Origin of the sequence: Streptomyces sp. NRRL S-340 (genome assembly GCF_000720185.1) — a bacterium.
Classification (GTDB): Bacteria; Actinomycetota; Actinomycetes; order Streptomycetales; family Streptomycetaceae; genus Streptomyces.
Genome location: NZ_JOIY01000014.1, coordinates 259,923 through 273,381, shown reverse-complemented (window position 1 = coordinate 273,381; position 13,459 = coordinate 259,923). Strand labels below are relative to the sequence as shown.

11 protein-coding genes are annotated in these 13,459 nt (G+C 72.8%); 6 read left to right on the top strand and 5 right to left on the bottom strand.

The window, feature by feature from the left end:
* Nucleotides 1-20 precede the first annotated feature (20 nt).
* From IG64_RS13990 to IG64_RS13980, 3 genes are all read right to left on the bottom strand, one after another.
* Complete coding sequence (locus tag IG64_RS13990; RefSeq protein ID WP_051812868.1) at nucleotides 21-1,424, bottom strand: KamA family radical SAM protein; 1,404 nt, start codon at nucleotides 1,422-1,424, stop codon at nucleotides 21-23.
* 409 nt (nucleotides 1,425-1,833) lie between these two features.
* Complete coding sequence (locus IG64_RS13985) at nucleotides 1,834-2,544, bottom strand: response regulator (RefSeq protein WP_037855511.1); 711 nt, start codon at nucleotides 2,542-2,544, stop codon at nucleotides 1,834-1,836.
* On the bottom strand, nucleotides 2,541-4,190 hold the full coding sequence (locus IG64_RS13980) for a sensor histidine kinase (protein WP_037855509.1): 1,650 nt from the start codon (nucleotides 4,188-4,190) through the stop codon (nucleotides 2,541-2,543). The genes IG64_RS13985 and IG64_RS13980 overlap by 4 nt, the downstream gene beginning before the upstream one ends.
* Nucleotides 4,191-4,287: 97 nt before the next feature.
* Here IG64_RS13980 and IG64_RS13975 point away from each other — a divergent pair, with 97 nt between their 5' ends.
* From IG64_RS13975 to IG64_RS13955, 4 genes are all read left to right on the top strand, one after another.
* Nucleotides 4,288-5,280 carry a Bug family tripartite tricarboxylate transporter substrate binding protein gene (locus tag IG64_RS13975; RefSeq protein WP_037855508.1) on the top strand — a complete coding sequence of 331 codons (993 nt, stop codon included), beginning with the start codon at nucleotides 4,288-4,290 and terminating at the stop codon, nucleotides 5,278-5,280.
* 357 nt (nucleotides 5,281-5,637) lie between these two features.
* Entirely contained in the window at nucleotides 5,638-7,080 is a 1,443-nt protein-coding gene (locus tag IG64_RS13970; protein WP_037855507.1) for a GntP family permease, read from the top strand.
* A 635-nt stretch (nucleotides 7,081-7,715) separates the two neighbouring features.
* Nucleotides 7,716-8,654 carry a helix-turn-helix domain-containing protein gene (locus IG64_RS13960; protein ID WP_078883989.1) on the top strand — a complete coding sequence of 313 codons (939 nt, stop codon included), beginning with the start codon at nucleotides 7,716-7,718 and terminating at the stop codon, nucleotides 8,652-8,654.
* 90 nt (nucleotides 8,655-8,744) lie between these two features.
* A complete protein-coding gene (locus IG64_RS13955) occupies nucleotides 8,745-9,542 on the top strand; it encodes an alpha/beta fold hydrolase (protein WP_037855504.1) in 798 nt (265 codons plus the stop codon).
* 470 nt (nucleotides 9,543-10,012) lie between these two features.
* Here the strand turns inward: IG64_RS13955 and IG64_RS13950 are convergent, their stop codons facing one another.
* Nucleotides 10,013-10,471 (bottom strand): TIGR03618 family F420-dependent PPOX class oxidoreductase, encoded by a 459-nt coding sequence (locus IG64_RS13950; RefSeq protein WP_037855502.1) that lies wholly within the window; start codon nucleotides 10,469-10,471, stop codon nucleotides 10,013-10,015.
* 216 nt (nucleotides 10,472-10,687) lie between these two features.
* Between IG64_RS13950 and IG64_RS13945 the strand changes: the two genes are divergently transcribed.
* Nucleotides 10,688-11,356, top strand: a complete 669-nt coding sequence (locus IG64_RS13945) for a class I SAM-dependent methyltransferase (RefSeq protein ID WP_037855659.1) — start codon at nucleotides 10,688-10,690, stop codon at nucleotides 11,354-11,356.
* Nucleotides 11,357-11,383: 27 nt separating this feature from the next.
* Here the strand turns inward: IG64_RS13945 and IG64_RS13940 are convergent, their stop codons facing one another.
* Nucleotides 11,384-12,313, bottom strand: coding sequence for a LysR family transcriptional regulator (locus tag IG64_RS13940; RefSeq protein ID WP_037855501.1), 930 nt, complete (start codon nucleotides 12,311-12,313; stop codon nucleotides 11,384-11,386).
* Nucleotides 12,314-12,409: 96 nt separating this feature from the next.
* Here IG64_RS13940 and IG64_RS13935 point away from each other — a divergent pair, with 96 nt between their 5' ends.
* Entirely contained in the window at nucleotides 12,410-13,435 is a 1,026-nt protein-coding gene (locus IG64_RS13935; protein ID WP_078883979.1) for an amidohydrolase family protein, read from the top strand.
* The last annotated feature ends 24 nt before the right edge of the window (nucleotides 13,436-13,459 follow it).

The window sequence follows — 13,459 nt, the reverse complement described above, 5'->3', positions numbered from 1 at the left end:
GGCGACGGGGCTGTTCCCGGTCACTGTGCCTCCCCCTGGGCGACGGCGACGGAAGGCCGGCCGGCGGCCGCGGCCCCCGCCGGGGACCGGCCGTGCCGGCGCCACCACTGCCGGCCTTCGGGCCTGAGCGTCTGGATCGGGTCGTAGTACTCGTGCGTCCTCGCGAGCGCGTACGGGTCGTCCTGCTCGATCGAGGTCAGGTAGTTCTTGGTCCAGTACGAGATGCCGCGCTCGCGGTCGTAGTGGTCGACCTGGTGCACCCAGCGCTTGCCGACGAAGGGGACGTCGCACACCAGCCGAGGCGTCGCGAAGCCGGGCAGGTACCCCATGATCGCCTGCTGCAACTGCTGGGCCTCGCCCAGCGACACCCGCCAGTGCTCGGCGTTGGGGATCATGTCGCAGAGGTAGAAGTAGTACGGCATCACTCCCGCGCCGTCGAGCAGCGCGAAGCACAGGTCGAGCAGCCGCTGCGAGGTGTCGTTCACCCCGCGCATCAGCACGCCCTGGTTGCGCACGTCGCGCACTCCGAGGTCGAACAGCGTGCGGGCCGCCTCGGCATTGAGCCGGGTGACCTGCTGGGCGCTGTTGACGTGCGTGTGCACCGCCAGGCTCACTCCGCGCTTGCGGGCCGTCTCGGCGAGGGTGCTCACGGTGCGGCGGGCCTCGTCGGAGAGCCAGTGCTGCGGAAGGTCCATCAGCGCCTTCGACGCCAGCCGGATGTCGCGTATGTGGTCCAGTTCCAGGAGCGCCGAGACGAAGGACTCAAGACGCGGCCAGGGAACGTTGGCCACATCCCCGCCGGAAACCACCACGTCGCGCACGGTGGGAGTACGGCGGAGATAATCCAGCATTGCCGCGTAACGGTCCGGCTGTTTGACCGAGAACCTCATTTTGGAGATCTGCGGGGTGGAATTCCCCACCAGGTCCATTCGCGTGCAATGGCCGCAGTACTGGGGGCAGGTGGACACCAGTTCCGCCAGCACCTTGGTGGGGTAGCGGTGGGTCAGGCCCTCCGCCGTCCACATCTCGGCCTCGTGCAGCGAGTCCCGGGACGCGTACGGGTGGGACGGCCACTCGGGATCGCGGTCGGAGAACACCGGCATCATGTGCCGGCGTACGGGGTCCGCGTACATCGTCTCGGTGTCCGGGACGTCGTCCGGGACCATCATGCTCAGCACGTAGGGGGGCAGGAGGAGCGACATGGTGGCCCGCTCCGCCTGGTCGCGCTCCAGATCGCGGCAGAAGCCGTCGGAGAGCAGATCGCCGTAGACCGCTTTCAGCTGCCGCACGTTCTTGACGCAGTGCACACGCTGCCACTGCGGGTCGCGCCATTGCTCCGGGGTGACCTCGCGCCATCCGGGAATCCGGCGCCAGTCCGGTTCGGTCAGTTCTTTGCGTCGATAGGCATAGGGCTGGTGAGGCATGCTTCCCCCAGGGGAATAAGGGTGGAGAGCCCAATCAGGGAGCCGTGGATTCGCCCGTGTGCCGTGAAGTCGCCCATGCAAGGCGGAACGCCCCCCGTTGAATCAGGCATATGTCCTGCCGCTGGCAAGATCCTCACCCAGGCTCAGGGGTCGATCAAGCGCGGAATCCGCATCGATCGATGCCTCGTGCAACTCGATGCAGGTGAGAGGGGACGGCTGCCGCCGGGGGGTTCACGGCGTGTTCATCTTCCCCGCTGGAGCGGACGCCTGTCGTATACCGGCCCCTCGGGGGCGGGTCAAGACGCCCGGCAGGGCAGGGCGGTTTCACGTGAAACAGGGTGTTGTGTCCGGTGAGCGGCCGTGCGGTCCGGGCTTCTCCGGGAGGCTTGCGGAGCCGGCCCCTCGGCGCTCACCCGCGCCAGCCGTAACGGCGTTCGGGACGGCCGGCGGCGCCGTAGCGCAGCGACACCTCGGCGCTGCCGGTGTTGTGGAAGTGCTCCAGGTAGCGGCGGGCGCTCACCCGGGAGATGCCGGTCAGGGCGGCGCACTCGGCGGAGGACAGGGTGCCGTCGGCCTGGCGGAGGGTCCGTTCGACCAGTTCGGCGGTCTCGACGCTCATGCCCTTGGGCAGCACGCCTGCCGGGGCGGCGGCCGTCCCTCCTGCCAGGACGCGGTCCACGTCGGCCTGGCTGCGCACGACCGTGGCCAGCAGGCGGTCGCGCCGCGTCGCGTACCGCTCCAGGCGGGGGCGCAGGTCCTCGAAGTCGAACGGTTTGAGCAGGTAGTCGACCACTCCCCGGCGCGCGGCGCGGCGCACCGTGTCTGCTTCCTGGGCGGCGCTGATCACCATCACGTCGCAGTCGTGGCCCGCCGAGCGCAGCCGGGGTATGACGTCGAGGCCGAAGACGTCGGGCAGATACAGGTCGAGCAGGACGAGGTCCGGGCGCAGTTCGTCCACGGCGTCGATGGCCTGCCGGCCGGTGTGGGCCGTGCCGACCACCCGGAACGGTTCGACCTGCTCGACGAACCTGCGGTGCACCCGGGCCACCATGAAGTCGTCGTCGACGACGAGTACGCCGATCGCCCCGCCCGCTGCGGGCGTGCTGTGCGCGGCCGTCATCGGGACACTCCTTCCGCCACCGCGCCGGCGGGGTGGCTGACTGTCATACGCGCGGTGAACACCGCACCGCCTTCAGGGGTGCTGGTCACGGAGATCTCCCCGCCGTGGCGTTCGCACACCAGCTTGGTCAGCGCCAGGCCGATGCCCCGCCGGCCCTCCGGATCGGCCTTGGTGGTGAATCCGTGGGCGAAGACCTCTCGTGCGAGTTCCGGAGTCAGGCCCGGCCCGGAGTCCCGGACCACGATCTCGACGCTGGAGGCGTCCTGCCGCAACTCCACCTCGACCCACGCCTCGTCGTCGTCCCGGTGCACGGCGGCGGCGTCCACGGCGTTGTCGACGAGGTTCCCGATCACCGTGGCGACGTCGGCCGCGTCCTCTGCGGCGAGCCGGTCGAGCGCGGTGTCGGCGGAGATGCGCAGCGCCACTCTGCGCTCGGCTGCCAGAGAGGACTTCGCCATCAGCAACGCGGCGATCGCGGTGTCGCGTACGCGCCGGGCGAGGGTCATGTCCAGCGACTGACGGCGCTGGTTCAGGGCACGGATGTGCCGCACCACTTCCTCGTGCTCGCCGATCTGGATCAGTCCCGAGATGGTGTGCAGTTGATTGGCGAACTCGTGGGCCTGCGCGCGCAGCAGTTCGGAGGAGCTGCGGAAGGAGCCGATCTTGCGCTCCAGTTCGGCCAGTTCGGTGCGGTCGCGCAGGGTGGTGACGGAGCCGAGGGTGCGGCCGTCCTTGACGACGGTCATCCGGTTCATGACCAGCATGCGGGCGCGGCGGATGACGACCTGGTCCGGCCGGCCGGCGCCGCCGCCCTCGGCTCCGACGAGCACGTCCCGCAGCCGTCCGTCGATGCCGAGAGCGTCGAGGCTCTGCCCCACGCAGTCCTCGGGCAGGTCCAGCAGCCGGCGGCCCACGTCGTTGACGAGGGTGAGGCGGTGTTGCGGGTCGAGTGCGACGACGCCCTCGGCGATCCCGTACAGCATGGCCTCGCGGTGCTCGGCCAGCCCGGTGATCTCGACCGGTTCCAGACCGTGGGTCTGGCGCTTGACCCGCCGGGCGAGGAGCCACGATCCCGTCGCGCCCAGTGCGCTGGCGATGCCCAGGTACGCGAGCAGGTACGAGGAGGCGCCGCTGAGCCGCTGCCAGGGGGTCGGGAACGATTCGCCGATCATCACGGTGCCGAGGGTGCGGCCGAGGTCGCTCCGCTCCGCCCCGAGCACCGACACCTGGGCCACCAGTTCGCGGTTGCCGTCCAGCGTCAGCTGTCCCGACCAGCCGCGTCCCGCGCCCGCGCCCGGTCCCAGGGGCAGCGGCTCGCCGACGACGGTGGGATTGGTCGAGGAGACGATGCGGCCCTCGGCGTCGGCCACCGTCACGGAGGTGACACCGGACTGCGCCAGGGTGGAGTGCACCAGCGGGGCCAGGGTCTCCTCCGGGGCGGGGCGCACGAGCTGGCTGCGGACCAGGGGGTTCGCGGCCAGCTGCTCCGCCAGCGCGTCGACCCGGCGGCCCTCGACGCGTTTGAAGGTGGCCTCGGACTGGGCGAGAGAGAAGCCGGCGACCGCCAGCAGCACGACCACGATGATGGCCAGCTGGAGGGCGAGCATCTCTCCCGCCAGCGTATGGCGGCGGAAGACAGCGACCACAATGAACTCAATCTTTCATGCTGACACAACATGGGCAGCACATGTGCCGGATCGCATAATCATGACGTCCGCCAGATGAAATCGGAAGTGAGGTGCCATGGGAGGTCCCGCACGCGCCTTTCTCGGCACCCTCGCCGTGCTGGCGCTGCTGCCGGCGAGCAGCGGCTGCGCGGGGTGGCCGGCCGGCGGCCGCGATCCGGTGCAGGGCTTGCGGATCGTCGTGCCCAACACCCCGGGCGGCGGCTACGACACCACGGCGCGGACCGCGGCGCGGGTCATGGACGAGACCGGCATCGCATCGGACGTGCAGGTCTTCAACCTGCCGGGCGCGGGCGGCACGGTGGGGCTGCAGCGGATCGTCGACGAGCGCGGCAACGGTGACCTCGCCCTGCAGATGGGGCTCGGTGTGGTGGGAGCCTCGCACGTGGCGAAGGCGAAGGTGAGCGTCGCCCGGACCACCCCGATCGCGCGCCTGATCGAGGAGGCCGGTGCGGTGGTCGTCCGCGAGGACTCGCCGTACCGGACGGTCCGGCAGCTCATCGGCGCCTGGCGCGCGGCCCCGGGCCGGCTGCGGGTCGGTGGCGGCTCCTCCCCCGGCGGCCCCGATCACCTGCTGACCATGGAGCTGGCCGAGGCGGTCGGCATCGACCCGAGGTGGGCCGGCTACGTGGCCTACGACGGCGGTGGCGGCAACCTCCTGCCGGCCATCCTGGACGGCAAGGTCGACTTCGCCGTCAGCGGGTTCGGCGAGTTCCTGGACCAGATCCGCGGGGGCCAGCTCCGTGTCCTGGCCACCACCGGCGACCGGCCGGTCGAGCCCCTCCCGGGGGTTCCGACGCTCAAGTCGTCCGGCATCAACCTGGTGTTCGACAACTGGCGTGGCGTCGTCGCGCCGCCCGGCATCAGCGAGGCCGACAGGAAACGCTGGACCGCCGTCCTGACCGCGCTGCACAACTCCCGGCGCTGGAAGGCCGAACTCGTCCGGCACGGCTGGACGGACGTGTTCGCCACCGGCGACACGTTCCGCTCGTACCTGGTCCAGCAGGACAAGCGGGTCGCCGATCTGGTCGCGCAGCTCGGTCTGGAGTGACGGCCGGGCGCTCACCTCGCCGCGGCGACCGGACTCCTGCCGGCCGCTGCCGCCGGTCCGCGACCGGATCCCGGCCGCGCAGTGATCGCCGTCGCCCCGGGGGCCGGCGGGCCTGACCGGCGGCCGGGCACCGGCCCGGAGCCCCGAGCACCTCACCCGAGCCGGCCGGAAGCCGGCCCGTGCCCGCCGGGCCCCGGCCAGGCCTGCGCCCGGCCTGCGCCCGGCCTGACCAGCGGCCTCCCCCGGGCCGGAGCCCCCAGGGAAATCCACAGAGCCGACGGCGGCCGGTGAAGGGCCCTGTCCGTCGTACCCGATCCACCGGCCCGCTCGCGGCCGGCCGTCGAAAGGTGTCTCCGCATGACCTCACACGCGTGGTTCCTGCTGCTCGTCCTCACCGTGGCGATCGCGCTGCTGATCTACCTGATCAACTCGCGGCTGCGGGTCCATCCCTTCGTCGCGCTCATCCTCGTGAGCGTGGGCACCGGGCTGGCGGCCGGCGAACCGGTCGGCAAACTGACCGACTCCCTGGAAGAGGGTGCGGGCGGCACACTGGGCGATGTCGGCCTCACCCTCGCCCTGGGGGCCATGCTCGGCCGCCTGCTGTCCGACTCCGGCGCCACCGACGCCATCGCCCACGCCGTCGTCGACCGGTCCAGCCCCCGCCGGCTGCCCTGGCTCGTGGCAGCCGCCGCGTTCGTCATAGGCATCCCGATGTTCTTCGAGGTCGGCCTCATCGTGCTGCTGCCCCTCATCTTCAGCGTGGCACGCCGCCTGGAGGCCGACGGCGGCGCCAAGGGCTCGCCCTACGTGCTGCTCGGCGTCCCGGCGATCGCGGCGCTGTCCACCCTGCACGGCATGCTTCCCCCGCACCCGGGGCCGCTGACCGCCGTGACCGGGCTCCACGCCGACCTCGGGCTCACCCTCGGTGTCGGTCTCGTCTGCGCGATCCCCACGGTCGTCCTGGCCGGCCCCGTCTACGCCCGCTGGATCGCGCCCCGCATGGCCGATGTCCGCCCCGACGCCGCGCTCGTGGCGCAGTTCACCGGCTCCGGCCCGCACACCGGGGCGGCGCCTGAAGCCGCCTCGCCCTCCGGTGCCGACGCGCGGCAGCCCGCCGCACAGCGGCCCCGCGGCGGTGTTCCCACGGGCCTGGCCGTCGCCTCCGTACTCGTCCCCGTCGCCCTGATGCTGCTGCGCACCCTGGCCGAGACGGTGCTCGACGAGTCCAGCGCCCTGCGGTCCGCGCTCACCTTCGTCGGGGAGCCCCTGGTGGCGATGCTGGCGGGCTTCCTGTTCGCCCTGGGGGTGACCCTGGTGCGCGGTGACCGCTCCGGTGAGCGGACCCGCGCCTCCCTGACCGACAGCCTCAAGTCCATCGCCGCCATCCTGCTCATCATCGGCGGCGGCGGCGCGTTCAAGCAGGTGCTCCAGGACTCCGGCATCGGGGACGCCATCGCCTCGGCGGCCGAGGGGGCCCACCTCAACGTGATCGTGCTCGGCTGGCTGATCGCGCTGCTGCTCTCCCTGACCACGGGTTCGGCCACCGTCGGCATCGTCTCCGCCACCGGCATCGTCGCCCCGCTGACCGGTACCGGCGGCGCCCTGGAGGCGTCCCTGCTCGTGGTCGCCATCGGCGCCGGCTCCATCGGCCTCAACTACGTCAACCACGCGGGCTTCTGGCTGGTCAAGGAGTCCTTCGGCATGGACCTCGCCCAGGCCGCCCGGACACAGACCGTCGTGCAGACACTGGTCAGCGTGCTCGGCCTCGGCATGGCCCTCCTCCTGTCCGTCTTCGCCTGACCGGAGGAGGGGCAGGACCTCACACGTCCCGTGTACGCCGCCGGCGGCTCGTACGCGTGCGGGACACGGGCCGGTGTGACGGTGGCGGCGCTCGTGCTGCTCCGCTCGTGGGCGGTGACGGTGATCCGCTCGGGATCGACGCCCCGGGAGACGAGGAAGCCGCGTATCGCCGCGCCGCTCGACTGGGCCGGCCCTCTCAGCGGCAGCCGTCCGCTCCTGGCGTGGGCATCGGCCGTCAGCCGTCCGCGCCTGGCGTGGGCGTCGGCCGTCAGCCGTTGTCGGAGGTCACCGCCGCTGCGGCGACCTTCTCCACAGTGGTGCGGGAGTGTGCGGTGAGGCCGGCGGACCGTTCCTCGGAGAACACCTCGGGGGCATGGGTGACGACCGGGTTAGAGCTGCCCAGGCGGGTCCGCCGCAACGACCGGCAGCACGTGGCCGTCTCCCGCACCGCGGGCGCGGTCCGGGTGCGTTCCGGCGGCCGGGCCGCCCGCCCGCGCAAAGGCCCACGCGGCGGACGGCCACCGGGCTCCGACGAGGACCGGTACCGGCAGCGCGGGGTCGCGGGACGGCCGCGGGCCCGGGTGGGTGCACCGCACCCACGCCCCGGCCCCCGGGGTGGATCTAACGTGGCGGACATGGAAAGCGACAACCAGCTCGGTGACTACCTCCGGGCTCGCCGCGCGATGATCACGCCGCGGGACGCCGGGCTGTTCGACGGCGGGGACCGGCGGGTGCCGGGGCTGCGGCGGGACGAGGTGGCGCTGCTGGCCGGGGTGAGCACGGACTACTACATCCGCCTGGAGCAGGGCCGTGAGCGCAACCCGTCCGAGCAGGTGCTCCGGGCCATCGCCGCGGCACTGCGGCTGGACGGCGCCGCGGCCGGGCACCTGTTCCGGCTCGGCCTGCCCGTCTTCGCCACGGCGGCCGCGGCGCCGGCCGTCGCCCCGGAGCTGGTGCGGCTGATGGACGGCCTGCGCGACGTGCCGGCCTTCGTGGTCGGCGCGGCGCAGGACGTACTGGCGGCCAACGCGATGGCGCGCGAGCTGTACCGCGGGTTCGCCCGGTACGACAACCTGCTGCGCATGATCTTCCTCGATCCGTTCGCGCGGGAGTTCTACGTCGACTGGGACAAGGCGGCGCTCACCGCGGTGGGCAACCTGCGGGCGTCCTCCTCGCAGTTCCCCGACGACGAACGGATCGAGCGGATCGTCGGCGAGCTGAGCGTGCGCAGCCCCGCCTTCACCGGCCTGTGGGCACGGTACGAGGTCCGGCCCCGCACGCAGGAGGACAAGCACTTCCGCCACCCCCGCGTGGGTGAACTGCGGCTGCACTTCGAGGCGCTGGCCGTCACCAGCGCCCCGGGCCAGCACCTGTCCGTCTACAGCGCGGAACCCGGCAGCCCCAGTGCCGACGCCCTGGTCCTGCTCCGCCGGCCGGCCGAGCAGGGCTCGGCTCCCACCGTCCAGGACACCCCCGCGCAGGAAGGGGACGCCCGGTCACCGGAGCACGACCGTCCACGGCGCCCGGCCGTCCCCGGTGGCGCCGCGCCCGTCGGACCCGCCGGCGCCGGGTGACCCGCTCCCCCGCGGGGCCGGCCGCCGCCCTCCCCGCCGGCCGGCTCCCTCACCCCTCTCACTCACTCACCGAAGAAGGCACCTCGAACCATGCTGCTTCCCTCCACCGAGGCAGGCCGGGGACGGCCCGTCGTCCTGCTGCACGCCCGGCCCACCGACCGCACCATGTGGGACGCCCACCTCCCGCTGCTCGCCGGGGCGGGCGTGCGGGCCATCGCCCTTGACCTGCCCGGCCACGGCGACGCGACCGTGCCCGACCGCCGCGAGGTGGCCCCCTGGTCGGACGTGCTCGACACGCTCGGCCACCTCGGGGCCGACCGCTTCGTGCTCGCCGGGAACTCACTGGGCGCCCTGGTGGCGCTCCAGACCGCCGTCACGGCACCCGAGCGGGTGGAAGGCCTGGTCCTGGTCGGGTACCGGCCCCACGACCAGCCCGCCTCCCCGCGACTGGACGCCGCCTGGGAGGCCGAACGGACGGCGCTGGCCGCCGGCGACCTGGACGCCGCGGTGAAGGCCGGCGTCGAGGCGTGGACCTCGGCCGGGGCGACCGAGGAGGTACGCGGCCACGCCGCCCGTATGCTCCGCCGCCGGCTGACCGCCCAGCTCACCCACGGCGAACCGCCCCAGGCCGCGGATCCCCTCGGCACGGGCCCGGCGGCGCTGCGCACGCTCAGGGGCGTGCCGGCTCTGGTCGGCGTCGGCGAGCACGACATGCCCGACTTCCACGAGGGCGGCGAGGGCCTGGTCCGCGACCTCGGTGCGGATCGGACCGCCGTCATCCCCGGCGCCGGGCATCTCGCGCCGCTGGAACGGCCCGCGGCGTTCTGCGCTCTGCTGCTGGACTTCGTCCGCCGCCTCCCGCAGCAGTCGTCGCCCGCGCACAGGTAGGCCCCCGCCCCTGCCCGGCCCCGCTCGGTCATGAGCGGGTCGCAGGATCGCAGGCCGGCCGCGGTTCGGGGACCGCGCCGCTGGAGGGGCGCCGGCCGGCGCCCGGGGACGAGGGCGCGACGGTCACCGCACAGCGGTGGCGCGGCGTCTCCCCGCGTCCCACCGGTACCGGGGGTCAGAGCCGGGAGGTCCGGGCGGACTCCTGATCGCGGACGCAGGCCACGTCATGCCCCGCCGGGGCCCGCGGTCGGGGCGCCGGACACGTCGTGCCCCGCCGGGGCCCGCGGGCCTTCTAAGCCCTGTCGTCACATTCCCGTCCGCCCCGCGACGCCATGCACGCACTCTCGCCGCACCGGGCCCGGACCCGAGCACGTCCGGGTACGAGGGTCCGGGCCCGGTGCGGCGAGAGCACGCACCCGACGCCGCGAGGGCCGCCCTGCGGGCGCACGACGGGAAGGTGCCGGCAGGGACTAGCCGTCGATGTCCAGGGCCGTCCCGTAGAGCCGTTCGACCGCCAGCCGGATGACGATCCTGCGCTCGGCGACCTGTTGCTCCAAGAACGCGTCCTCGTCCTCGGGCTTCGCGGCCGCCGGGATCATCGCGAGCAGTTCCCGCCCGACCGCGTCCCCGGGGACCGTCGTGATCTCGGACGTCTCCGCCGTGCCCTCGGCGACGGCGAACGACCAGACGTCGCCGCCCTGCACGTGCAGTGCCGCGCGCGGGTCGCGCCGGAGGTGCCCGACCTTGGTGCGGTCGGCCGTGGTGGACAGCCGGACGACGCGGGCCCCGGGGTCCCAGCTGTAGAGCATGGTGGTCAGGTGCGGGTGGCCGCTTCGCCTGACCGTGGCGAGGGTCCCGAACCGCTGCCTTGTCAGCAGGTCGGAGAGGGCTTCGTCGGACAGGGGCCGAGGCGCGGGTCCTTGGGTCATGCTGCGATCAACTTCCGCCGGGGCCCCGGCATTCCGCGGCCTCGCGGATGTCACCGAGGCGCGGCCCGGCGCCGCCCGCACCGGCACCGCACCGGCGCCCGCACCGGTACAGCCGGACCATGACGAACCATGACCAACCATGACCGACCGGAGCCGACGGACCTCGTCCGCCGCGCTTCGGACCCCAAGTCCTCCGCGCTGCCCTATCGTTGGCTGATGCGCACGCACCCCATCGACCGCCCGGCCGATCTCGACACGGTCCGTGAGTCCTACGACCGCGTGGCCGACAACTACGCCCACATGGTGCAGACGACGGGAATGGGGGACATCCGCCGCCAACCGTGGCTCAAGGCGTCGATCGACGTCTTCGCCGACACCGTGGGCGGCCTGGGCCCCGTCCTCGACGTCGGCTGCGGCCCCGGCACGGTGACCGCCTACCTCACCGAACGCGGACTCGACGTGTCCGGGGTGGACCTTTCTCCCCGCATGATCGAGAACGCGCGCCGTCTCCATCCGCAGTGCCGCTTCAGCGTCTCCTCCGCCACCGACCTCGACCTCCCGGAAGCGTCCCTGGGCGGCGTGCTCGGGTGGTGGTCGCTGTTCAACCTCCCCCGTGACGTCCTGCCGCAGGTTCTCGGCATGTTCGCCCGCGCGTTGAAGCCGGGCGGCCACTTCATCACCGGCACCCACGTCGGCGAGGAGGACCTCGTGCGCACCGAGGCCTACGGCGGTGTCCCCGTGCGCTGGACGACGCACAAGTGGCGGCCGGAGCAGTACGTGGAGCTGATCGAGCGGGCCGGCCTGAGTCCGGTCGCCGAACTCCGGCTCCCCCCGGACGAGCACAGCGGACCGAGTGTGGTGGTCATGGCCAAGCGCTGCGGCTGAGCAGGTCGCTCGCGCCGCGGGTGTGCCTCACGCCCGGCCGGCCGTCCGACGGGCGATGCCGGCGTATTCCGTGACGAGCGCGCCGCGCCGCGAACTCCTCCACGCCAGGCACACGTGGGACGGGGCCAGGCCGTCGACGAGGACGTGGGTGATGTCGGGGCGGGCGAAGTACAGGGCGGTCGAGAGCGGGACCACCACGACACCGCGTCCCGCGGCGACATGCTCCAGCAGTTCCTCGATGTTCCGCGCGCCGGGGACCGGCGGCCCCGCGTGCTCCTCCGGCGACGCGGCAGACGCCGTGAGCCCCCGGGATGCCGGGGACGCCGGGGGCGCTGCGAACCCCGTGGACGCCGGGGAATCGTCGCGTCGGCCGGGCACGTCGTCGATCAGCAGGCGTTCGGCCGCCAGCTCGGCGATGTGCACCCTCTCGCGCTGCGCGAGGCGGTGACCGGCCGGCAGCTCGACCACCAGCGGTTCGGTGAACAACGGCTCGGTGGACAGGCCGTGCGTGCCGACGGGCAGCCGCAGGTATCCGACGTCGACCTTGCCGTCCCTGACGAAGTCGGCCCGGTGCGGGTAATCCATGCGGACCACCTCCACCAGGACCTCGGGGTGGCGCGCGGAGAACTCCCGGACGGCGGGGGCGATGGACACGCCGGGCGTGAACCCCACCGTGAACCTGCGAAGGCCCGCGGCCACGTCGCGGACGCGGCGGCGGGCGGCCCGCGCCGCCGCGAGCAGACCGAGAGCCTCCTCCAGCATCGCCTCACCGGCCTCGGTGAGCCGCGTCCCCCTGGTGCCCCGGTCGAACAGGGTGACCTTCAGGTCGGCTTCCAGCGATCTGATCTGGCGGGACAGGACCGGTTGCGCGATGTGCAGTGCCTCGGCCGCGCGGACGAAGCTCTCGTGCTCGGCGACGGCGACGAAGTAGCGCACTTTGCGCAGGTCCAGGTCCACAAGCCGTACTCCCGCCCTGCGGTGATGCTCTCAGGGTATGACAGCGGCCGTGGAAGGTCTTGGACGGTCGGCGCCGGCCGAGCGGACCATGAAGGCATGAAAATCATCTGCGTCGAAGAACACACGGTCGACCGGGAGATGGCGAAGGCCGCCGCGCCCGCCCTGCTGCGGGAAGCGCCTTACATGGGGACTCAGCAGGCCGCGGAGGCTCCCTGGCCGCGGGGCAGCGGCCGCCCGACGGTCGTCTCGATGCGGGAGGCCGACGAGCTGGCCGCGGACCTCGGCGAGGGCCGGATCAAGGCCATGGACGAGCACGGCATCCAGATGCAGGTGGTCTCCTTCGCCACGCCGGCGCAACTCACCCCGCCCGACCGGGCCGTGGCCCTGACACGGGCCGCCAACGACCGGCTCGCCGGCGCCGTCAGGGCGTATCCGGACCGGCTGAGCGGATTCGCGGTCCTGCCGTGGCAGGACCCGCGGGCGGCGGCAGCCGAACTGGACCGGGCCGTCGGCGAACTGGGCCTGAAGGGGGCGCTCATCGTGGGCCGCCCGGGGGAGGCGTTCCTGGACGACCCGCGGTACGCGCCCGTGCTCCGGAAGCTCAGCGACCTGCGGGTGCCCCTCTACGTCCACCCGTACCACCCGCTGCCGCAGGTGCAGGAGGCCTACTACGGCGGCTTCTCCCCCGCCGTGAGCAGCTGGCTCTCGCTCGGTGCGTGGGGCTGGCACAACGAGGCCGGCGTGCACGTCCTGCGGCTGATCCTCTCCGGAGCCTTCGAGCGGCACCCCGGCCTCCAGGTCATCAGCGGCCACTGGGGGGAGATGGTCCCGTTCTTCCTGCAGCGCCTCGACGACGCGCTGCCGCCGAGGACGACCGGTCTGCCGGGCACCGTCACCGAGATCTACCGCAGTCATGTCTGGGTCACCCCCAGCGGGATCTGGGGGCTGCCGCACTTCGAGTTCGTGCACAAGGTGGTGGGGGCCGACCGGATCATCTGGTCCGTCGACTACCCGTACCTGGCGCTGGACGGCACGCGCGCCTTCATCGAGGAGCTGCCCGTCAGCCACGAGGACAGGGAGAAGATGACCCACCTGAACGCCGAGAAACTGTTCGGCCTCTGAGGTTCTCCGTGCGGATCAGGACGG

What these genes read in the sequence shown, in the direction of transcription:
- IG64_RS13990 (WP_051812868.1), bottom strand. Translation starts at nt 1,424, where the DNA reads ATGCCTCACCAGCCCTATGCCTATCGACGCAAAGAACTGACCGAACCG.
- IG64_RS13985 (WP_037855511.1), bottom strand. Translation starts at nt 2,544, where the DNA reads ATGACGGCCGCGCACAGCACGCCCGCAGCGGGCGGGGCGATCGGCGTA.
- IG64_RS13975 (WP_037855508.1), top strand. Translation starts at nt 4,288, where the DNA reads ATGGGAGGTCCCGCACGCGCCTTTCTCGGCACCCTCGCCGTGCTGGCG.
- IG64_RS13970 (WP_037855507.1), top strand. Translation starts at nt 5,638, where the DNA reads ATGACCTCACACGCGTGGTTCCTGCTGCTCGTCCTCACCGTGGCGATC.
- IG64_RS13960 (WP_078883989.1), top strand. Translation starts at nt 7,716, where the DNA reads ATGGAAAGCGACAACCAGCTCGGTGACTACCTCCGGGCTCGCCGCGCG.
- IG64_RS13955 (WP_037855504.1), top strand. Translation starts at nt 8,745, where the DNA reads ATGCTGCTTCCCTCCACCGAGGCAGGCCGGGGACGGCCCGTCGTCCTG.
- IG64_RS13950 (WP_037855502.1), bottom strand. Translation starts at nt 10,471, where the DNA reads ATGACCCAAGGACCCGCGCCTCGGCCCCTGTCCGACGAAGCCCTCTCC.
- IG64_RS13945 (WP_037855659.1), top strand. Translation starts at nt 10,688, where the DNA reads ATGCGCACGCACCCCATCGACCGCCCGGCCGATCTCGACACGGTCCGT.
- IG64_RS13935 (WP_078883979.1), top strand. Translation starts at nt 12,410, where the DNA reads ATGAAAATCATCTGCGTCGAAGAACACACGGTCGACCGGGAGATGGCG.